The 20,364-nt window shown below is 58.7% G+C and carries 15 protein-coding genes and 1 pseudogene; 12 read left to right on the plus strand and 4 right to left on the minus strand.

Annotated elements, in window-relative coordinates; genetic code table 11:
• Positions 1 to 7 precede the first annotated feature (7 nt).
• Positions 8 to 2,403, minus strand: a pseudogene (locus DU29_RS01000000129750) (PAS domain-containing sensor histidine kinase).
• A 73-nt stretch (positions 2,404 to 2,476) separates the two neighbouring features.
• On the opposite strand from DU29_RS01000000129750, the gene DU29_RS0109320 reads away from it, so the two are divergent.
• Positions 2,477 to 3,469 carry an alpha/beta hydrolase family protein gene (locus tag DU29_RS0109320; RefSeq protein ID WP_028621498.1) on the plus strand — a complete coding sequence of 331 codons (993 nt, stop codon included), beginning with the start codon at positions 2,477 to 2,479 and terminating at the stop codon, positions 3,467 to 3,469.
• Positions 3,470 to 3,653: 184 nt separating this feature from the next.
• Here DU29_RS0109320 and DU29_RS0109325 read toward each other — a convergent pair whose 3' ends face one another.
• The 3 genes from DU29_RS0109325 to DU29_RS0109335 are packed head-to-tail and all read right to left on the minus strand — an operon-like array spanning position 3,654 to position 6,110.
• Positions 3,654 to 4,421, minus strand: coding sequence for a TerB family tellurite resistance protein (locus DU29_RS0109325; protein WP_028621499.1), 768 nt, complete (start codon positions 4,419 to 4,421; stop codon positions 3,654 to 3,656).
• 1 nt (position 4,422) lies between these two features.
• Positions 4,423 to 5,094 (minus strand): N-acetylmuramate alpha-1-phosphate uridylyltransferase MurU, encoded by a 672-nt coding sequence (gene murU, locus DU29_RS0109330; protein ID WP_028621500.1) that lies wholly within the window; start codon positions 5,092 to 5,094, stop codon positions 4,423 to 4,425.
• Positions 5,091 to 6,110 (minus strand): aminoglycoside phosphotransferase family protein, encoded by a 1,020-nt coding sequence (locus tag DU29_RS0109335; RefSeq protein ID WP_028621501.1) that lies wholly within the window; start codon positions 6,108 to 6,110, stop codon positions 5,091 to 5,093. Before DU29_RS0109335 ends, murU begins: the two co-directional genes overlap by 4 nt.
• A gap of 130 nt (positions 6,111 to 6,240) precedes the next feature.
• Between DU29_RS0109335 and DU29_RS0109340 the strand changes: the two genes are divergently transcribed.
• The 11 genes from DU29_RS0109340 to DU29_RS0109390 all read left to right on the plus strand — a co-directional run bounded on the left by DU29_RS0109340 (position 6,241) and on the right by DU29_RS0109390 (position 20,326).
• Entirely contained in the window at positions 6,241 to 9,042 is a 2,802-nt protein-coding gene (locus DU29_RS0109340) for an LPS-assembly protein LptD (protein ID WP_028621502.1), read from the plus strand.
• On the plus strand, positions 9,023 to 10,339 hold the full coding sequence (surA, locus tag DU29_RS0109345; protein ID WP_033050405.1) for a peptidylprolyl isomerase SurA: 1,317 nt from the start codon (positions 9,023 to 9,025) through the stop codon (positions 10,337 to 10,339). The genes DU29_RS0109340 and surA overlap by 20 nt, the downstream gene beginning before the upstream one ends.
• A complete protein-coding gene (gene pdxA / locus DU29_RS0109350; RefSeq protein WP_028621504.1) occupies positions 10,336 to 11,325 on the plus strand; it encodes a 4-hydroxythreonine-4-phosphate dehydrogenase PdxA in 990 nt (329 codons plus the stop codon). The genes surA and pdxA overlap by 4 nt, the downstream gene beginning before the upstream one ends.
• Positions 11,322 to 12,134: a 16S rRNA (adenine(1518)-N(6)/adenine(1519)-N(6))-dimethyltransferase RsmA gene (rsmA, locus tag DU29_RS0109355; RefSeq protein ID WP_028621505.1), complete on the plus strand. Its 813-nt coding sequence runs from the start codon at positions 11,322 to 11,324 to the stop codon at positions 12,132 to 12,134. Before pdxA ends, rsmA begins: the two co-directional genes overlap by 4 nt.
• A gap of 113 nt (positions 12,135 to 12,247) precedes the next feature.
• Positions 12,248 to 12,628 (plus strand): Co2+/Mg2+ efflux protein ApaG, encoded by a 381-nt coding sequence (apaG, locus tag DU29_RS0109360; RefSeq protein WP_028621506.1) that lies wholly within the window; start codon positions 12,248 to 12,250, stop codon positions 12,626 to 12,628.
• Positions 12,628 to 13,509, plus strand: coding sequence for a symmetrical bis(5'-nucleosyl)-tetraphosphatase (locus DU29_RS0109365; RefSeq protein ID WP_028621507.1), 882 nt, complete (start codon positions 12,628 to 12,630; stop codon positions 13,507 to 13,509). The genes apaG and DU29_RS0109365 overlap by 1 nt, the downstream gene beginning before the upstream one ends.
• A gap of 33 nt (positions 13,510 to 13,542) precedes the next feature.
• On the plus strand, positions 13,543 to 13,872 hold the full coding sequence (gene glpE, locus DU29_RS0109370) for a thiosulfate sulfurtransferase GlpE (RefSeq protein WP_028621508.1): 330 nt from the start codon (positions 13,543 to 13,545) through the stop codon (positions 13,870 to 13,872).
• Between the two features lie 292 nt (positions 13,873 to 14,164).
• Positions 14,165 to 16,087, plus strand: a complete 1,923-nt coding sequence (locus tag DU29_RS0109375; protein WP_028621509.1) for a PrkA family serine protein kinase — start codon at positions 14,165 to 14,167, stop codon at positions 16,085 to 16,087.
• Positions 16,088 to 16,205: 118 nt separating this feature from the next.
• Positions 16,206 to 17,477, plus strand: coding sequence for a YeaH/YhbH family protein (locus DU29_RS0109380; protein WP_028621510.1), 1,272 nt, complete (start codon positions 16,206 to 16,208; stop codon positions 17,475 to 17,477).
• Positions 17,474 to 19,033: a SpoVR family protein gene (locus DU29_RS0109385; protein ID WP_028621511.1), complete on the plus strand. Its 1,560-nt coding sequence runs from the start codon at positions 17,474 to 17,476 to the stop codon at positions 19,031 to 19,033. The genes DU29_RS0109380 and DU29_RS0109385 overlap by 4 nt, the downstream gene beginning before the upstream one ends.
• A 63-nt stretch (positions 19,034 to 19,096) precedes the next feature.
• Entirely contained in the window at positions 19,097 to 20,326 is a 1,230-nt protein-coding gene (locus DU29_RS0109390) for a multifunctional CCA addition/repair protein (RefSeq protein ID WP_028621512.1), read from the plus strand.
• Positions 20,327 to 20,364: the final 38 nt, after the last annotated feature.

Consider the following 20,364-nt stretch of genomic DNA (forward strand, 5'->3'; position numbering starts at 1 on the left):
AAATGCATCAGGCTTCATCCACCGGCACCCGCACGCTCAACGTCGTGCCCTCCCCCGGCTCGCTCTCCAGCAGCAACTGCCCGCCCATGATCAACACCCGCTCGCGCATTCCCACCACCCCGAAGGATGTTGGCCTGCCCGCTGCCGGCACAAATCCTACGCCATCATCACTCACCGTCAGGCACAACTCGTCGCCTTCCAGCGTCAGCGTCAGTTCGACAGTATGCGCCTGGGCATGTCGCATGACATTGGTCAGCGCTTCCTGAAGGATGCGAAACAGGCCCACAGCCTTGGCATCGCTGAGCACCGGCAAATTCTCCGGCACCTGCACCAGACAAGGAATCTGCGTGCGTGCCTCAAAACGACGGGCCTGCCATTCGATGGCCGAGGCGATACCTGCATCGAGGATCGGCGGTCGCAGCGCGGTGGCCACATCGCGTACCAGCTGAAACAACTGAGCGATCAAGCGCTTCATACTGTTCAAACGTTCGTTCAGTCCGGGGTCAAGTTGTGCGTAAGCCAATTCGCACATGGACGTTTCCAGTTTCAACACCGTCAACATTTGCCCCAATTCGTCATGCACTTCGCGGGCAATGCGCGCCTTTTCCTCTCGCGCACGCTTTCCAGATGAGCCGACAGCTCGCGCAGTTGCTCGCGGGAGCTGGCCAGTTCCAGTTCAATACGTTTGCTTTCGCTGATGTCCCAGACAATGCCGTCCCAGACATAGGCGCCGTCGTCGAGCCGACGGGTAATCGCCTTGATCTCGGCCCAGCGTTGTTCGCCCTGACGCGTCAGGATCCGACCTTGCCACGACCAGTCGCTATCCGTATCCAGCGCGTGGTCCTGCGTCTGGTGATAACTGGCCTTGTCATCCGGATGCACCAGGCTGCGCAAGCCTTTGTCGCGATGGGCCAGGGTGGCCGGCGAGTAACCCACCAGACTCTCGCTGCCCTCACTGATGTAGGCAAAGTCGATCTGTCCTGTCACCGGCGCGCGCTCCAGGCGAAAGACCAGTCCCGGAACATTGGCGGCGATACCTTGCAGCCGCGCCTCGCTTTCCTGCAAAGCCGCCAGTGCGCGGCGGCGCTCGGTGACGTCGTTGAGGTAAACCACCAGGTATTCGCCATCGCGGAAGCGCAAAAAGCTCAGTGAAACGTCTGTTGGCAAAACGCTGCCGTCAGCGCGCAGGCAATTGGTTTCGAAACTTGGCGGGCCTTCTTCGCTGGCCCGCGCGCGTTTCCACAGGTTGAGCCAGCGGTCCATGTGCAGACCGGGTTCAAAATCGATCAGCGGCCGGTCGATGATGCCGCCGGGCGGATAACCCAGCATCGTTTCGGCGGCGCGATTGGCGTAGCGCACATGGCTGTCCCAGTTGACCCAGAGAATGCCAACCGTGCTTTGATCGATGGAAAACTGGGTGAGCCGCAGTGCTTCTTCGCTGGCAGCGCGCAATGCAATGTCTGCGCGCGCCATCAGTAATCGTTGTTCCAGACTGTGTTGCTGGCGGCGCTGCCAGAACACGATCGCCATGCTGCTCAACATCAGTACCGCCAACAGCAGACACAGGTTTTGCCAGAAACCCGGCGAGTCGGTCAGCCGCGGGTATTTGGGTTTCAGCCATTGATTGTGCAGTTGTTCCAGGTCCTTGGCCGGAATCGCCCGCAGCGCGCTTTCAACGATAGCGGCGAGTTCCGGCCAGTCCCGGCGCGTCGCTACACGCAGCAATTGCGGCAAACCGATGTCACCGACGACCACCAGCCCGGCAAACTCCGGCTCGACTGAAAGGCGCCCCAACTGGGCTTCATCGACCACGGCGTAGTTGGCCTGCTGACTCAACAATAAATGCAAGGCCTGACGCTCGATCGGCACGCCTTGCAAATTCAGGTGCGGATAATTGCTGCGCAAGTAATCGGCCGTGGCGCCGGGCATGCGTACGGCGACTCGGGTCTGGCTGTCGAGTTTTTCCAGCTCGACCGCGCCGCTGCCTTTTCGATCGCTGACCACCAGTTGCGGCACGCGCATGTACGGGTCGGAGAATTGCCACAGGCGCAGGCCTGCGGGGGTTTGGGTCAAGCCGGGCGCGAGGTCGATCTCGCCATCGAGAGCCGCTGCCTCCAGTTGTGCAAGATCGGGAAAGTTGCGCCAGCTCAACTCGACCTTGAGTGCCTGGGCCAGCCACTTCATCAGTTCGACGTTGACCCCGGACAGTCGCTGCAGGCGACGGTCGTATTGGGCGTAAGGCACTTGCAGGACAACGCCGACGCGCAATTGATCGCGCTGCGTCAGCCACTGTTGCTGGCTCGCCGTCAGTTGTGCGACATGAGTCGGTGGCGCGGACGCCGCCCAGCCCGTCAAGGGAAACAACAAACAGCCGATAACCCACAGGCAGCGAAAACGCATCATCGAAGTCTCATACACTGACAAACACTGACCAACCTATTAGGCTGCCGGAATAACTTCTGGCCTGGAATATCCGATGCCCCCTGTCTACCGCCTGGCACTGCCAGCATTGTGCCTGTCGTTGCTCCTGCCTTGCGCGTTTTCCGTCGCCGCCGCTGAAACTGCGCCGGCTGCCGTAGAACAACCTGTCGGCGAAAAAATGCCTGAGCGTCAGCCGTTGCCGGAGCGTAGTCAGGAAGAAGCGGCAGCGCTTGAGCGAAAACTTCCCGCTCAGGAACAACAACAGCTGCAGGCTGGCAACGACACGTTTCTGGCCTTGTGGAAACCGGCCAATACTGCCGAACCAAAAGGTGCGGTGATCATTGTCCCGGGCGCTGGCGAAACGGCTGACTGGCCGCAGGTTGTGGGTCCATTGCGGCAGAAGCTGCCGGACGCAAAATGGAGCAGCCTGAGTATCACCCTGCCCGACATGCAAAGCGATGTCATTGCACCGCGAGTGGTCGAGGTGCCGCCAACCATCAAGGCACCCGACGTCGGCAGCAAGGACTCGACGACTGCGGCGCCGATCGAACAGGCAGCCGGGGGCGAGGCGGAAATCGTCGACAAGGCTGTTGCCGAAACCGGTGAGGATCAATCGAAAGCCGATGCCGAGCGAATATTCGCACGCATCGATGCAGCGATTGCCTACGCCGAACAACAAAGTGTTCGCAGCATTGTGCTGCTGGGCCACGGGACCGGCGCTTACTGGGCGGCGCGTTTTCTGAACGAAAGACAGCCACCGCAGATCGAGAAGTTCACCATGGTCGCCGCGCAGACACCGACAGCGGCGAAACCGCCGCTGGTGGAACTGACGCCGACCCTGAAGCTGCCGACTGTGGATATCTTTTACAAGGACAAGCCGCTGGATCGCAGCCTGGCGCTGGAGCGGCTGCAAGCGAGCAAACGCCTGAAGACCGTTGCTTACAGCCAGGTTTCGCTCAAGGCGTTGCCGGGGGATGCCAAGGCCGAGCAAGAGCAACTGGTTCGTCGGGTGCGTGGTTGGTTGAATCCAAAGCCAGCGGCTAATTGATAAGCGAGCCTGCTAGCGCTAACGGAAACACATCAAACATGATGGTTGGCTGAGCCATCGCCATCGCTAGCAGGCTAGCTCCCACAGGGTCGTCAGCGTTCTTCGATGTTGTGTCAAACGCGAATCAATGTGGGAGCTAGCCTGCTAGCGATGGCGGCGTTGGCCACGCCCCAATCCTTAATCTTTAGCGAAAATCCCGCCGCTCCCGAATCAACGTATAAGCCGTATGCAACTCGCGCGTCTTGTCCGTCGCCTCACGCACCTGCATCGCCGTCGCGCCGCTGCCGGCGATCTTGTCCGGATGATGACGACTGAGCAGACGTCGATAAGCGCGCTTGATCTGCGCCGGTTCCGTGGTGGCGGTGACGCCGAGCAAACGCATGGCATCCTGATACGTCACCGCACTGATCACCAGCGGACGTTTCTGCGGTTCGTAGTCCTCCGCCAGCGCCTGCACCTGCTGCCGGGTCCAGCCCAGCCACTTGCCCCATTGGCGCACCAGTTCAACTTCACCCACACCGGCGCGACCGTCGGCCCAGACCATCCGCCAGCAGGCGCGCAACACGCCCTCGGCGGCATGCGGTTGCGTCCTCATGCGACGCAAATACCCGCTCAAGCGATCGTGCCCGGTCTTGCCACGATTAAACGCCGTAATCGCACGGCGTTGCGCCGACTCGGTCATCTCCAGCGAGCGCATCTCCTGACGCGCCTGCTGAATGTGCCCGTCCACTACCCGCCCATCGCACTTGGCGAGTCGTCCCAGCAGCACGAACAGCAGTTCATCGTTGCGAAGCATCGGCCGACCGCCGAGCCTTTCTCGCAAATGCCCCCAACTTTGCAGTTGCAGGCGCCGGTCCAGCGCCTGTCCCAGTAAAGCGCCAAGCATGGCCCCCGGAATACTGGCGATGACATACCCCAGTCCGGCTCCAATCAGAGTCCCTGGCCACAGCATCTCAGCGACTCGCTTCTATCAAGGCTTCAACTTCTGCGAGACGTTCGTGAGTGCCGACATCAACCCAATGCCCGTGAAGTCGCTCACCGGTGACCTGTCCTTCAGCCATGGCGGTGCGCAGCAGTGGCGCCAGCTTGAATGCACCGGCGGAACAACCGTCAAACAACTGCGGGTGCAATATGGCGATGCCGCTGTACGTGAGGGTGGGTGCTGACGGCTGAGCGTCGCGCACCTGCCCATCGACCAGGGTGAAATCGCCCGCCGGGTGATGCGCCGGGTTAGCGGCCAGCACCAGATGGGCCAGCCCGGCGATTGGCTGATGCAGCACGCTGAAGTCGTAATCGGTCCATATATCACCGTTGACCACCAGGAACGCGTCATCGCCCAGCAAAGGCAGGGCGCGAAAAATACCGCCGCCGGTTTCCAACGGCTCCCCTTCAGGCGAGTACTGGATTCGCACGCCGTACTGTGAACCGTCACCCAGGTAGTTTTCGATCTGCTGACCGAGCCATGCGTGGTTGATCACGATCTCGTTAAAGCCGGCCGCAGCGAGGGCTTTCAGGTGGTACTCGATCAACGGTACCCCGCCCGCGCGAACCAGCGGCTTTGGCGTGGTCAGCGTCAGCGGGCGCATGCGCTCGCCTTTGCCTGCGGCCAGAATCATCGCCTTCATGCTTGAGCTCCGGCGCGCAGGCTATCAAGCAACTCAGCCAATTCCGCCAGTTCAGGACGACGGGCCACCACCGCTTCTATATAAGCAAAGAACCGCGGCACGTCGGCCAGATAACGTGGCTTGCCGTCGCGGTGACAGATACGCGCGAAAATGCCGATGACTTTCAGGTGACGCTGCACCCCCATCAGATCGCTCGCACGGAGGAAATCCTGTAGGTCCGGCTGAACCGGGATGCCGAGTGCCCCGGCTTGTTGCCAGTAATTTTCCAGCCAACCAAGCACACGTTCCTCCGGCCAGCTGAGAAACGCGTCCTTGAACAGACACGTCACGTCGTAGGTCACCGGACCGTAAACGGCGTCCTGGAAATCCAGCACACCCGGGTTCGGCTCGCTGAGCATCAGGTTACGCGGCATGTAGTCGCGATGGACCAGCACCTTCGGCTGAGCCAGGGCACTGTCGATCAACAGGTCGCTGGCCCGTTGCCAGAGGGATTGCTGCGCTGCGTCAAATTCAACGCCCAGCTCGCGCTTCACGTACCACTCGGGAAACAATTCCAGCTCGCGGCGCAGCAAAGCAACGTCGTAGCTTGGCAATGGCGCAACCATCGGTAGTTGTTGAAAAGCCAACAGCGCCTGCAAGGCATCCTGGAACAAATGGTCGGCATTTTCGCTGTCGATCACGTCCAGATAGGTTTTGTTGCCCAGGTCATTGAGCAAAAGAAATCCTCGTTCGAGGTCCTCGGCGTAAATTTTCGGCACATTTATTCCGGATTTCGCCAGCAAAAAAGCGATGTCCACGAACGGTTTGCAGTTTTCCTGCGGTGGCGGAGCATCCATCACGACGAAACTACGGCCCTCGCCCTCCCAGCGAAAATAGCGCCGGAAGCTCGCGTCACTGCTGGCCGCAGTCAACGTGGCTGGGGGGACGGGGCCCCAATCCTGATCTGTAAAGAGGATTGCCAACTGCTCATCGAGCCAAACTTTCAGGTGTTGCAAACGTACATCTTGGTCAGGCATTGCAAGGGTCTCCGACGGCGCTAGCCGTCAAGCGGGTCATGCTTTATTATCCAGCATCTTTTTCAGACCATCGAGAGGCGTGCGGCCCACACCGCGGGCAGATGGCACGCAGGAAGCCCGGACTAATAAGATGGCATTGAAATCCCCCGCGTTTCGTAAAAAATTTCCGTTGTTGGTTACCGGCAGTCTGCTGGCCCTGCAACCTCTAGCCACTTCGTTCGTGGTCGCCGCGGAACAGTATGACTGCTCAGTCTCTGCTTCGGGTGCCTGGGACTGTGCGCCGAAATCTCCAGCCGCTGCGCTGCCACCGCGTCCCGTCCATGACGGCAGCGCGGTGAGCACGAGCGGCGAGACTCCGGCCGACGGCAGTTCCAGTCAAGACTCCGGCGACAAACCTGTGCTGGTCACCGAGGCAAACGGCCGCGGCCTGAAGTCACGTAGCGCAGACTACAGTCACCTCGACTGGGTTCCCCGCGAAAAGCTCACTGCAGCGCAATTGGCCGAAACCGGTCCTTACTGCTCTGGTTCCTATATCGAACCAACTCGTCCTGGCATGAGTGACAAGACGGATAAAAGTGATGCGCCTACCTTTGTCGGTGCCAAAGCGTCCCGCTACAAGCAGGATGAGCAGGTCGCCACACTGGCCGGTGACGTCGTTTTGCGTCAGGGCAGCATGCAGGCCGAAGCCGACGAAGCGAACCTCTACCAGGCCGAAAGCCGTGGCGAACTGAGCGGCAACGTACGCATTCGCGACAACGGTGCTCTGATCGTCGGCGACCATGCCGACGTGCAGCTAGACACCGGTGAAGCCAAGATCGACAACGCCGAATACGTGATGCACAAATCGCGTATTCGCGGCAGTGCGCTGTACGCCAAACGGGCCGAGAATGCGATCATCCGCCTCAAGGATGGTACGTACACCACGTGCGAACCGGACAGCAATGCCTGGCAGCTCAAGGGCAACAACATTACCTTGAACCCGGCCACCGGTTTCGGTACCGCGACCAACGTGACGCTGCGGGTCAAGGACATTCCGGTTCTGTACACGCCGTACATCTACTTCCCGATCGACGACCGTCGTCAGTCCGGTTTCCTGCCGCCGACCATCGGCACAGGCACCGACACCGGCTTCCTGCTCGTGACGCCTTACTACTTCAACCTAGCGCCGAACTACGACGCCACGTTGTACCCGCGTTATATGAGCAAGCGCGGCATGTTGCTGGAAGGCGAGTTCCGTTATCTGACCAAGTCCAGCGAAGGGCAATTCGGTGCGGCGTACCTCAACGACGACAACACCGATCGTAGCGACCAGACCGATTACGAAAAAACCCGCTACATGTACAACTGGCAGCACAAGGGCGGTCTCGACTCCCGAGTGTTCACCCAGGTTGACTACACCAAGATCAGCGATCCGTATTACTTCCAGGATCTGCAGACCGATCAGATTGGCATCAAAAGCGACGACTACGTCAACCAGCAGGGTTCTGTGAGCTACCGTGGCGACAGCTACACCGCTCGCATCAATGCTCAGGCTTACCAGCTGGCGACTGTTTCGAACATTACGCCGTATGACCGCTTGCCGCAGATCACCTTCAATGGTCAGCTGCCAGTGCATCCGAGCGGCCTGGACTTCGATTACGAAACAGAAATCGTGCGGTTTGATCGCGACCTTAAAGATGGCGACTTCTTCAATGAAGACGGCATCAATACCGGCCCGAGACTCGACCAGAACGTGTTCGGTCTGGCTCGCGCCAACGGTACTCGCCTCAATCTCAAACCAGGCATGAGCCTGCCAATGAGTGCGAGCTATGGGTACGTGACCCCATCGCTGAAGTATCAATACACTCAGTACGACCTGGATCTCGATGGCAAGGGCAAGTCTGACATCGCCGCTCAGGGTCCTGAAGGTGATCGACTCAACGGCACCTTCAGCAGCAATCAGAGCCGCGGCGTACCGATCGCCAGCATCGACAGCGGCCTTTACTTCGACCGTAAAACGTCGTGGTTTGGCAAGAACTACAACCAGACCCTCGAACCGCGGTTGTTCTACCTCTACGTCCCGGAGACCGATCAGGAAGATATTCCTGTGTTCGACACCAGTGAAGCCACTTTCAACTACAGCTCACTGTTCCGCGACAATCGCTTCTCCGGCGCTGACCGCGTAGGCGACGAGAACAAGCTGTCCCTGGGCGTAACCAGTCGCTGGATCGAAGACAACGGTTTCGAACGTCAGCGCATCGCCGTCGGTCAGGCCTTCTACTTCAAGGATCGCAAGGTTCAGCTGCCAGGTATCGACGCGAAAACCCGCGAAGATGCGCAGTCCAGCGTGTCGCCGTACGCACTCGAGTACGAATACCGCTGGAACCGCGATTGGCGCACCACGGCCGATTACAACTGGGATCCGGACAGCCGCAGCCCTCGCTCGGGTAGCGCGATGTTCCACTACCAGCCTGAAGACAACCCGAACAAGGTCATCAACGCCGGCTATCGCTATCGCAATGACCAGGTCCGTTATGACCAGAACACCGGTCGTTGGTCGGTGGGTGGTGGTGATTACGGCACGCCGGGCACTCCGGGTTACGTGAAGGACTACTACAAGATCCAGCAGCACGACTTCTCGGTCATCTGGCCGGTTGTGCCGCAATGGAACGTCATCAGCCGCTGGCAGTACGACTACAACCGCAACCGTACGCTGGAAGCCTTCGGCGGTTTCGAGTACGACAACTGCTGCTGGAAGTTGCGCGTGATCAACCGTTACTGGGTCGACTATGACGAAACCAGTCAAGACGCTCCGGAAAATGAGAAAGGCGACCATGGCGTCTTCCTTCAAATCGTCCTGAAAGGTCTCGGCGGCCTCACCGGCTCCAAGGTAGAGAGCTTCCTCGACAAAGGCATCCAAGGTTATCGTGAACGTGAAGACCAAGCTTTCTGATTGTCTGCGCCCGCTGATGCTGGGCGCGCTGTTCCTCGGTACTGCGGCAAATGCCGCGGTACAGTCCATCGATAAAGTGGTGGCCATTGTCGATAACGACGTGGTCATGCAGAGCCAACTGGACCAGCGTGTTCATGAAGTTCAGCAAACCATCGCCAAGCGTGGCGCTGCGGCGCCGCCTCCGGGCGTGCTGGATCAGCAGGTGCTGGAGCGTCTGATCGTCGAAAACCTGCAACTGCAGATCGGCGAACGCTCCGGTATCCGCATCACCGATGAAGAACTGAACCAGGCCGTCGGCACCATTGCCCAGCGCAATAACATGTCGATTGAACAATTCCGCTCTGCTCTGGCTCGCGATGGTCTGTCTTACGACGACGCTCGTGATCAGATCCGTCGTGAAATGATCATCAGCCGTGTGCGCCAGCGCCGTGTGGCCGAACGTATCCAGGTCTCTGAGCAGGAAGTGAAGAACTTCCTCGCTTCCGACCTTGGCAAAATGCAGCTGTCGGAAGAATTCCGTCTGGCCAACATCCTGATTCCTACGCCGGAAAGCGCCAACTCCGAAGCGATTCAGAATGCTGCCAAACAGGCTGACGCGGTGTACCAGCAGCTCAAGCAAGGCGCTGACTTCGGTCAGTTGGCCATTGCCAAGTCTGCCAGTGAAACTGCGCTGGAAGGCGGCGACATGGGCTGGCGTAAAGCCGGTCAATTGCCACCTCCGTTCGATCGCCTGCTCAGCACCATGGCAGTCGGCGATGTGACCCAGCCAACCCGCACGCCGGGGGGCTTCATTATTCTGAAGATCCTCGACAAGCGTGGCGGCGAAACCCAGGTGCGCGATGAAGTGCACGTGCGTCACATCCTGATCAAGCCAAGCGAGATCCGCAGCGAAGCCGAAACCAAGCGTTTGGCCGAAAAGCTCTATGACCGCATCGAGTCGGGCGAAGACTTCGGCGAACTGGCGAAAAACTTCTCGGAAGATCCGGGTTCTGCACTCAACGGCGGCGACCTCAACTGGATCGACCCGAATGCGCTGGTGCCGGAATTCCGCGAAGTGATGGCCAATACCCCGCAGGGTCAGTTGTCCAAGCCATTCCAGACCCAATATGGCTGGCACGTCCTGGAAGTCCTCGGCCGTCGCGCCACCGACAGCACCAGCCAGGCACGCGAGCAGCAAGCAATGACCGTACTGCGTAACCGCAAGTACGACGAAGAGTTGCAGAGCTGGCTGCGTCAGATCCGTGACGAAGCGTACGTAGAGATCAAACTCCCTGGTGCAGACCAGGCAGCGCAGTGAAACCGAAACGTTTCGCGCTGACACCCGGTGAACCGGCCGGCATAGGTCCAGACCTGTGCCTGCTGCTCGCCTCGCATACCCAGCCCCACCCCCTGATTGCCATTACCAGCCGCGACCTGCTCCTCGAGCGGGCCGCGCAGCTGGGTGTGGCGGTCGATTTGTTGCCGGTCACGCCGGATGCCTGGCCGGATACTCCCGCGCCAGCCAACAGCCTGTACGTCTGGGATACGCCGCTGAGTGCTCCGGTTCATGCCGGTCAACTTGATAAAGCCAATGCCGCTTTCGTTCTGGAAACTCTGACCCGAGCGGGCCAGGGCTGCCTGGACGGAGATTTTGCCGGCATGATCACCGCCCCGGTGCACAAGGGCGTGATCAACGAATCGGGTATCGCGTTTTCCGGGCACACGGAATTTCTCGCCGACCTGACCCACACCGCGCAAGTGGTGATGATGCTCGCGACGCGCGGTTTGCGTGTTGCGCTGGTCACCACCCACCTGCCCTTGCGCGAGATTGCCGATGCGATCACGCCCGAGCGGCTGGAGCGGGTCACGCGAATCCTGCACAGCGAACTGCAAGAAAAATTCGGCATCGCCCAACCGCGCATTCTGGTCTGCGGGCTCAACCCGCACGCCGGTGAAGGCGGTCACCTGGGCCATGAAGAAATCGACATCATCGAACCTATCTTAGAGCGCCTGCGCGGCGAAGGCATGGACCTTCGCGGTCCCCTGCCCGCCGACACTCTGTTTACCCCCAAATATCTGGAGCACTGCGACGCGGTGCTGGCGATGTACCACGACCAGGGCTTGCCCGTGCTGAAGTACAAAGGCTTCGGCGCGGCGGTCAACGTGACCCTCGGCTTGCCGATCATCCGCACCTCGGTCGACCACGGCACCGCCCTGGACCTGGCCGGCAGCGGCAGGATCGACACCGGCAGCCTGCAAGTCGCCCTGGAAACCGCCTACCAGATGGCCGAGACCCGTTTATGACCGAGCATTACCAACACAAGGCGCGCAAGCGTTTTGGCCAGAACTTCCTCCACGATGCCGGCGTTATCGACCGCATCCTGCGCGCCATCCGCGCCAAACCCGAAGACCGCCTGCTGGAAATCGGTCCGGGCCAGGGTGCACTGACCCAGGGCCTGCTCAACAGTGGCGGGCAGCTGGATGTCGTCGAGTTGGACAAGGACCTGATTCCGATCCTCAACCAGCAGTTTGCCGACAAGAGCAATTTCAACCTGCATCAGGGCGATGCGTTGAAGTTCGACTTCAATAGCCTCAATGCGGCACCGAACAGTCTGCGTGTGGTTGGTAACCTGCCGTATAACATTTCCACGCCGCTGATTTTTCACCTCTTGAACAACGCAGCGATCATTCGCGACATGCACTTCATGTTGCAAAAGGAAGTGGTCGAGCGTCTGGCGGCAGGTCCTGGTGGCGGTGATTGGGGCCGTCTGTCGATCATGGTTCAGTACCATTGCCGGGTCGAGCATCTGTTTAACGTCGGTCCGGGCGCTTTCAATCCGCCGCCGAAGGTCGATTCGGCCATCGTGCGCCTGGTTCCACACGACGTCTTGCCGCACCCGGCCAAGGATCACAAACTGCTGGAGCGGGTAGTCCGCGAAGCCTTCAACCAGCGCCGCAAGACCTTGCGCAACACCCTTAAATTGCTGCTGAGCAATGATGAGATCGAAGCCGCCGGTGTCGACGGCAGCCTGCGCCCCGAGCAACTTGATCTGGCCGCATTCGTGCGCCTGGCCGACAAGCTCAGCGAACAGGTCAAACCTGTCGGCGATTGACCGTCGATGAACGCTATCGGGTAGGACGTCAGTCTGGTTTACTACCCGATACTTGGCCTAGACTGAACCCATCAGCTACGCCCGCGTTCCGCTTCGTTTTTAAGGCCTTTTGCATGTCCGATTCTCGTTACCAGGTCGACGTCACCGTCGTCACCCGCTATCTGGCAGAACAATCGCAACCCGAACAAGAGCGCTTTGCGTTCGCCTACACCATCACAGTGGTCAACAACGGCCTCGTGCCAGCCAAGCTGCTGACACGGCACTGGGTGATCACCGACGGTGACGGACATGTCGAGGAGGTTCGCGGTGCGGGTGTGGTCGGTCAGCAACCGTTGATCGACCCGGGCAAAAGCCACACCTACAGCAGCGGCACGGTCATGACCTCCAAAGTCGGCACCATGCAGGGCACCTACGAGATGCTCGCCGATGATGGCGAACGTTTCGATGCCATCATTGCTCCTTTCCGACTGGCGGTGCCCGGAGCCCTGCACTGATGGCAACGTATGCCGTCGGCGACCTTCAGGGCTGTCTTGAACCCTTGAAGTGTCTGCTCAAGCAAGTTGCCTTCGACCCTGCCCGGGACAAACTGTGGCTGGTCGGCGATTTGGTTAACCGCGGTCCGCAGTCGCTGGAAACCCTGCGTTTCCTCTATAGCATTCGCGAATCGCTGGTGTGCGTGCTCGGCAATCATGACCTGCACTTGCTGGCCGCCGGCCACAACATCGAACGCCTGAAAAAAGCCGACACCCTTCGGGAAATTCTCGCAGCACCTGATCGCGCGGAACTGCTGGAGTGGGTCCGCCAGCAAAAGCTTGTGCATTACGACGAGGTGCGCAATATCGCCCTGGTGCATGCCGGCATCCCGCCGCAATGGTCCCTGCGCAAAGCCTTGAAATGCGCCGCCGAAGTAGAAGAAGCCTTGCGCGACGACAACCGTTTCGCACCCTATCTGGATGGCATGTACGGCAACGAGCCGTTGAAATGGGACAGTGACCTCAAAGGCGTGACACGTCTGCGGGTAATCACCAACTATTTCACCCGCATGCGTTTCTGCACCGCCGAGGGCAAGCTGGACCTCAAGAGCAAGGAAGGCCTCGACTCTGCTCCGCACGGTTACAAGCCATGGTTCCAACACAAGGAACGCAAGACCAGGGATACGAAGATCATCTTCGGTCACTGGGCTGCGCTGGAAGGCCAGTGCAATGAACCCGGCGTGTTTGCTCTCGACACCGGGTGCGTCTGGGGCGGTTCGTTGACCCTGATGAATGTTGACACCGGCGAACGCCTGCCTTGCAAATGCGACGAGCACGGTAACGCCCTGCCCCCAGACACCACCGCCCTATCCGAACAAACGCCAGCCAGCGCCCGGCGCTAGGCTGCGCTATCAGCCGTGCCACAGGAGCCCGCCATGAACGAATTCAAACGTATCCCCCCAGAGCAGGCGCAAGCCCTGCGTGAGCAAGGTGCCGTGGTCGTCGATGTCCGCGATCCAGCAACGTTCGCCGCGCTGCACATCAGCGGTTCGAAGCACCTGGACAACCATTCCCTGCACGCTTTCATTCAGGCTGCCGACCTCGACGCGCCGACTGTAGTGGTCTGCTATCACGGCAATTCCAGCCAGGGCGCTGCGGCTTACCTGATTAGCCAGGGCTTCTCCGACGTTTACAGCATGGACGGTGGATTTGAGCTGTGGCGCACGACTTATCCCGCAGAAACAGCCCAAGACACCGCCGAATAATTTTTTTACAGCGCTCAAGCCCCGGCCCCCGCGGGCTAGGGCGGTGGCAGACGAACGGTCTGCCACAACTAATTACGTATCTCGCCTTTACCTCCTGAATTCCCAACTATCCTTAAGCGCAGGCCATCCAAAACAGGGGAGAGCCGGTACACCGGCGCGCGGGTCATCGGGAGTAGCTTTCGGCGTTGCGCTGAAAGAGTTCTGGGGGGTAAACAGCGACCGCCTGTTCGGTTGCTGCCAGCATCGACTGAGTGATCCGGCGTCGGCTCCACGTATCGAGCGAGGTGACGTCATGAGTATCTTTAGCCACTTCCAACAACGCTTCGAGTCCACACGCCAGGAAGAACTCTCGCTGCAAGAGTATCTTGAGCTGTGCAAACAGGACCGCAGCGCCTACGTTTCCGCCGCCGAGCGTCTGCTGCTGGCCATCGGGGAACCGGAGCTGCTCGACACCTCGACCAACTCGAGGCTGTCGCGAATCTTCTCCAACAAGGTGATCCGTCGCTATCCGGCCTTTGAAGACTTCCATGGGATGGAAGAATGCATAGACCAGATCGTGTCGTATTTCCGCCACGCCGCGCAGGGCCTGGAGGAAAAGAAACAAATTCTCTACCTGCTGGGTCCCGTCGGTGGTGGTAAATCGTCGCTGGCCGAAAAGCTCAAACAACTGATCGAAAAAGTGCCCTTTTACGCGATAAAAGGCTCGCCGGTATTCGAATCGCCTCTGGGTCTGTTCAACGCCACTGAAGATGGCGCGATCCTTGAGGAAGACTTCGGCATTCCTCGGCGCTACCTCAATACCATCATGTCGCCATGGGCCACCAAACGCCTCGCCGAATTCGGCGGCGACATCAGCCAGTTCCGCGTAGTGAAGCTGTATCCGTCGATCCTCAACCAGATCGCCGTCGCCAAAACCGAACCCGGCGACGAAAACAACCAGGACATCTCGGCGCTGGTCGGCAAAGTCGACATCCGCAAACTTGAGGAATATCCGCAAAACGACGCCGACGCCTACAGCTACTCGGGCGCATTGTGCCGGGCCAACCAGGGTCTGATGGAATTCGTCGAAATGTTCAAGGCACCGATCAAGGTGCTGCACCCATTGCTGACCGCCACGCAGGAAGGCAACTACAACAGTACCGAAGGGCTGGGCGCCATTCCGTTTACAGGAATCCTGCTCGCTCACTCCAACGAATCGGAATGGCACACTTTCCGTAACAACAAGAACAACGAAGCGTTCATCGACCGGATCTACATCGTCAAGGTCCCTTATTGCCTAAGGGTCAGCGACGAGGTGAAGATCTACGACAAATTGTTGTTCAACAGCTCGCTGGCCAAGGCTCATTGCGCACCAGACACCTTGAAAATGCTCGCCCAGTTCACTGTGTTGTCTCGCCTCAAGGAGCCGGAGAATTCGAACATCTATTCCAAGATGCGCGTGTATGACGGCGAAAACCTCAAGGACACCGATCCGAAGGCCAAGTCGATACAGGAATACCGCGATAACGCCGGTGTCGACGAAGGCATGAACGGTCTCTCGACCCGGTTTGCGTTCAAGATCCTGTCGAAGGTCTTCAACTTCGATCCGCACGAAATCGCCGCCAACCCGGTGCACCTGCTTTATGTACTGGAACAGCAAATCGAGCAGGAACAGTTCCAGGCCGAAACCCGCGAACGGTATCTGCGCTTCCTCAAGGAATACCTGGCGCCGCGTTACATCGAGTTCATTGGCAAGGAAATTCAGACCGCCTACCTCGAGTCTTACAGCGAATACGGTCAGAACATCTTCGATCGCTACGTGCTGTATGCCGACTTCTGGATTCAGGACCAGGAATACCGCGACCCGGAAACAGGCGAAATCCTCAACCGCGTCGCGTTAAACGAAGAACTGGAAAAAATCGAGAAACCGGCCGGCATCAGCAATCCGAAGGATTTCCGCAACGAGATCGTCAACTTCGTCCTGCGCGCCCGGGCCAACAACAACGGCAAGAACCCAACCTGGCTCAGCTACGAAAAACTGCGGGTGGTCATCGAGAAGAAAATGTTCTCCAACACCGAAGACCTCCTGCCCGTCATCAGCTTCAACGCCAAAGCCAGCAAGGAGGATCAGCAGAAGCACAACGACTTCGTCACACGGATGGTGGAGCGCGGTTATACCGACAAACAGGTTCGGCTACTTTCCGAATGGTACCTACGGGTCCGTAAGTCGCAGTGAAACAGCTGAAAGCCACAAGCTAAAAGCTGCAATAGAAGCGTGTTAGCCCTGATGTTCGGGAATCTGCTCCTATTTGCAGCCTGCGGCTCACAACTTGAAGCTGCCCGGAGGGCCACCTATGAGCTATGTGATCGACCGACGTCTGAACGGCAAGAACAAGAGCACGGTGAACCGTCAGCGGTTTTTGCGGCGCTACCGTGATCACATCAAGAAGGCTGTCGAAGAGGCGGTCAGCCGGCGCTCCATTACCGACATGGAGCACGGCGAACAGATCAGCATTCCTGGCCGTGACATAGACGAGCCGGTGCTTCATCACGGTCGCGGCGGCAAGCAGACCGTCGTACACCCCGGCAATAAAGAGTTCACCAGCGGCGAGCACATCGCCCGTCCGCAGGGCGGTGCCGGCGGCAGAGGCCCAGGCAAGGCCGGCAATTCGGGTGAAGGGATGGACGAGTTCGTCTTCCAGATCACTCAGGAAGAATTTCTCGAATTCATGTTCGAGGACCTGGAATTGCCCAATCTGGTCAAGCGCAACCTGACCGGTATCGATACCTTCAAGACCGTGCGCGCAGGCATCAGCAATGAAGGCAACCCGTCGCGGATCAACATCATCCGCACCTTGCGCTCGGCCCATGCGCGGCGAATCGCCCTGTCCGGCAGCAGTCGCGCGAAACTGCGCGAAGCCAAGGAAGAATTGCTGCGACTCAAGCGCGATGAGCCGGATAACTTCGGTGACATCCAGGACATCGAGGCCGAGATCGAAAAACTCAGTGCGCGAATCCACCGCGTGCCATTTCTCGACACCTTCGATCTCAAGTACAACCTGCTGATCAAACAGCCCAATCCAAGCTCGAAAGCGGTGATGTTCTGCCTGATGGACGTTTCCGGCTCCATGACGCAGGCGACCAAAGACATCGCCAAACGCTTCTTTATCCTGTTGTATCTGTTCCTCAAGCGTAACTACGACAAAATCGATGTCGTCTTCATCCGCCATCACACCAGTGCCCGCGAAGTCGATGAAGAGGAGTTTTTCTATTCCCGTGAAACCGGCGGGACCATCGTTTCCAGCGCACTGAAACTGATGCAGGAGATCATGGCCGAGCGATACCCAAGCAACGAGTGGAACATCTACGCCGCGCAGGCCTCGGACGGCGACAACTGGAACGATGATTCACCTATTTGCCGCGACATCCTGATCAACCAGATCATGCCGTTTGTGCAGTACTACACTTACGTCGAGATCACTCCGCGCGAACATCAGGCGCTTTGGTTCGAATACGAACGCATCGCTGACGCTTTTTCTGACACTTTTGCCCAGCAACAACTGGTCTCGGCCGGGGATATCTATCCGGTCTTCCGTGAACTCTTCCAGCGCAGGTTAGTGACATGACCGCCAAAGAGCAGAAGCGCCAACCCATTTCCACCGGCTCCGAGTGGACGTTCGAGCTGATTCAGGCCTACGACCGCGAAATCAGTCGTATTGCCGCTCGCTACGCGCTCGATACCTATCCGAACCAGATCGAAGTGATCACTGCCGAGCAAATGATGGATGCTTACGCCTCTGTCGGCATGCCGCTGGGCTATCACCATTGGTCCTACGGCAAACACTTCCTCAGTACCGAGAAATCCTACAGCCGGGGCCAGATGGGCCTGGCGTACGAGATCGTGATCAACTCGGACCCGTGCATCGCTTATCTGATGGAAGAAAACACCATCTGCATGCAGGCGCTGGTGGTGGCTCACGCCTGCTACGGGCACAACAGCTTCTTCAAGGGCAACTACCTCTTTCGCACCTGGACCGATGCCAGTTCGATCATTGATTACCTGGTGTTCGCCAAGCAGTACATCATGCAGTGCGAAGAGCGCCACGGCATCGACGCGGTCGAGGATCTGCTCGACTCGTGCCACGCGCTGATGAACTACGGCGTCGACCGCTATAAACGTCCTTATCCGATTTCGGCGGAAGAAGAGCGTCGCCGACAGAAGGATCGGGAAGAACACCTGCAAAAACAGATCAACGACCTGTGGCGCACGATTCCAAAGGGCGCCGACAAGTACAGCGACAAGGACAACGCGCGTTTCCCTGCCGAGCCGCAGGAAAACATCCTGTATTTCATCGAAAAGCATGCTCCATTGCTGGAGCCGTGGCAGCGGGAAATCGTACGGATCGTGCGCAAGATCGCGCAGTATTTCTACCCTCAGCGCCAGACCCAGGTGATGAATGAAGGCTGGGCGACGTTCTGGCATTACACGCTCATGAATGACCTGTATGACGAAGGGCTGGTCACTGACGGCTTCATGATGGAATTTCTGACCTCCCACACCAGTGTGGTTTACCAACCGGGTTTCGACAGCCCTTATTACAGTGGCATCAACCCATATACCTTGGGTTTCGCCATGTACCGCGATATTCGGCGCATGTGTGAAAACCCGACTGAGGAAGACCGCCGATGGTTCCCGGAACTGGCCGGCAGTGACTGGCTATCAAGCATCAAGTTCGCGATGAGCAGCTTCAAGGACGAGAGCTTTATCCTGCAATACCTGTCACCGCAGGTGATTCGCGACCTGAAACTGTTCAGCATTCTCGATGATGATCAGAAAGATGATCTGCTGGTCCCGGCCATCCATGACGAAGAGGGATACCGCACCATTCGCGAAACCCTCGCTGCTCAGTACAACCTGGGTAACCGCGAACCCAATGTGCAGATCTATAGCATCGACCGACGCGGCGACCGCTCGTTGACCCTGCGTCACCAGCAACATGACCGCAAGCCGCTGGGCGACTCCACCGATGAGGTGCTGAAACACCTTCACCGCCTGTGGGGCTTCGATATTCATCTGGAAACCTTGCAAGGCGATCAGGTCATGAAAACCCTGCATGTCCCTCCGCGAAGCGAACATGAAGGTGATTATGGCCGGCTGGATCTGGCCGTCATCCATCTTTGATCCTGTTTCGGCCTCCGGAAGTTCGACGCAACGGTTATTCTGTCGAGCTAACGGAGGTTTTTTATGCAGATTTATAAAGTCGGTGGAGCGGTTCGTGATCGCCTGCTGGGCAAACCCGTCACCGATATTGACTGGGTCGTGGTGGGCGCAACTGCCGAAGAAATGCTCGCAAAGGGTTTTCGTCCGGTGGGCGCCGACTTCCCCGTGTTCCTGCACCCTAAAAGCGGTGAGGAATACGCCCTCGCCCGCACTGAACGTAAAAGCGGTCGCGGTTACGGAGGCTTTACTTTCCACGCCAGCCCTGAAGTCACGCTCGAAGAAGACCTGATCCGCCGCGACCTGACGATCAATGCAATGGCTGAAGACGATCAGCAAAATATAACCGATCCCTACCATGGCCAACGAGATCTGGAAGCGCGCCTGCTGCGTCACGTATCGTCCGCGTTCGCCGAAGATCCCCTCCGGGTACTGCGCGTTGCCCGCTTTGCTGCGCGTTACGCAGCGCTCGGTTTTACTGTCGCACCCGAAACCATCGAGTTGATGCGCCAGCTCAGCGAATCGGGCGAACTGCAAGCGCTGACCGCAGAACGCAGCTGGAAGGAAATTTCCCGCGCGCTGCTGGAAGACCAGCCACAGGTTTTTATCGAGGTGTTGCGCGAATGCGGAGCGCTGAGAATATTGATGCCTGAAGTCGAAGCCTTATTCGGTGTCCCGCAACCTGAAGCTCATCACCCGGAAATTGATACCGGCGTGCATACATTGAGCGTGCTGGAGCAATCGGCGTTGCACAGACAGCCACTGACCGTGCGCTGGGCGTGCTTGCTGCATGATTTGGGGAAAGGCCTGACACCGGAAGAGGAATGGCCACGACACATTGCCCACGAGAACAAAGGCTTGAAGTTGATCAAAGCAGTCAACGAACGCTTCAAGGCGCCCAAGGATTGCCAGGAGTTGGCACTGTTGGTCGGCCAATATCACACGCACGGTCATCGTGCGCTGGAGCTCAAACCTTCCACCTTGCTGGAGTTGCTGCAGAGCTTTGACGTGTACCGCCGACCGCAGCGGTTCGAGGAGTTTATTGCTGCTTGCGAAATGGACGCACGCGGACGCAAAGGTCTGGAACAGCGTAGTTATCCACAGGCGGATTATCTACGCGGTGCGGCGACTGCGGCGCGCAGCGTTGCCGTGCAACCGTTGCTGGAGAAGGGTTTCAAAGGGCCGGAGCTGGGCGAAGCGATCAAGCGCGAGCGGCTCAAGGCGTTGAAGGTTTACAAAGAGGCGGCGTCTGCCTGAAGAGGTTCGCGGGCGAGTCGGACGGCCGAACCGCTCGC

Origin of the sequence: Pseudomonas sp. Ant30-3 (assembly GCF_000690905.1) — a bacterium.
Taxonomy (GTDB): Bacteria; Pseudomonadota; Gammaproteobacteria; order Pseudomonadales; family Pseudomonadaceae; genus Aquipseudomonas.

Coding starts and splice junctions, on each gene's coding strand:
- DU29_RS0109320 (WP_028621498.1), top strand. CDS start 2,477: ATGCCCCCTGTCTACCGCCTGGCACTGCCAGCATTGTGCCTGTCGTTG.
- DU29_RS0109325 (WP_028621499.1), bottom strand. CDS start 4,421: ATGCTGTGGCCAGGGACTCTGATTGGAGCCGGACTGGGGTATGTCATC.
- murU (WP_028621500.1), bottom strand. CDS start 5,094: ATGAAGGCGATGATTCTGGCCGCAGGCAAAGGCGAGCGCATGCGCCCG.
- DU29_RS0109335 (WP_028621501.1), bottom strand. CDS start 6,110: ATGCCTGACCAAGATGTACGTTTGCAACACCTGAAAGTTTGGCTCGAT.
- DU29_RS0109340 (WP_028621502.1), top strand. CDS start 6,241: ATGGCATTGAAATCCCCCGCGTTTCGTAAAAAATTTCCGTTGTTGGTT.
- rsmA (WP_028621505.1), top strand. CDS start 11,322: ATGACCGAGCATTACCAACACAAGGCGCGCAAGCGTTTTGGCCAGAAC.
- apaG (WP_028621506.1), top strand. CDS start 12,248: ATGTCCGATTCTCGTTACCAGGTCGACGTCACCGTCGTCACCCGCTAT.
- DU29_RS0109365 (WP_028621507.1), top strand. CDS start 12,628: ATGGCAACGTATGCCGTCGGCGACCTTCAGGGCTGTCTTGAACCCTTG.
- glpE (WP_028621508.1), top strand. CDS start 13,543: ATGAACGAATTCAAACGTATCCCCCCAGAGCAGGCGCAAGCCCTGCGT.
- DU29_RS0109375 (WP_028621509.1), top strand. CDS start 14,165: ATGAGTATCTTTAGCCACTTCCAACAACGCTTCGAGTCCACACGCCAG.
- DU29_RS0109380 (WP_028621510.1), top strand. CDS start 16,206: ATGAGCTATGTGATCGACCGACGTCTGAACGGCAAGAACAAGAGCACG.
- DU29_RS0109385 (WP_028621511.1), top strand. CDS start 17,474: ATGACCGCCAAAGAGCAGAAGCGCCAACCCATTTCCACCGGCTCCGAG.
- DU29_RS0109390 (WP_028621512.1), top strand. CDS start 19,097: ATGCAGATTTATAAAGTCGGTGGAGCGGTTCGTGATCGCCTGCTGGGC.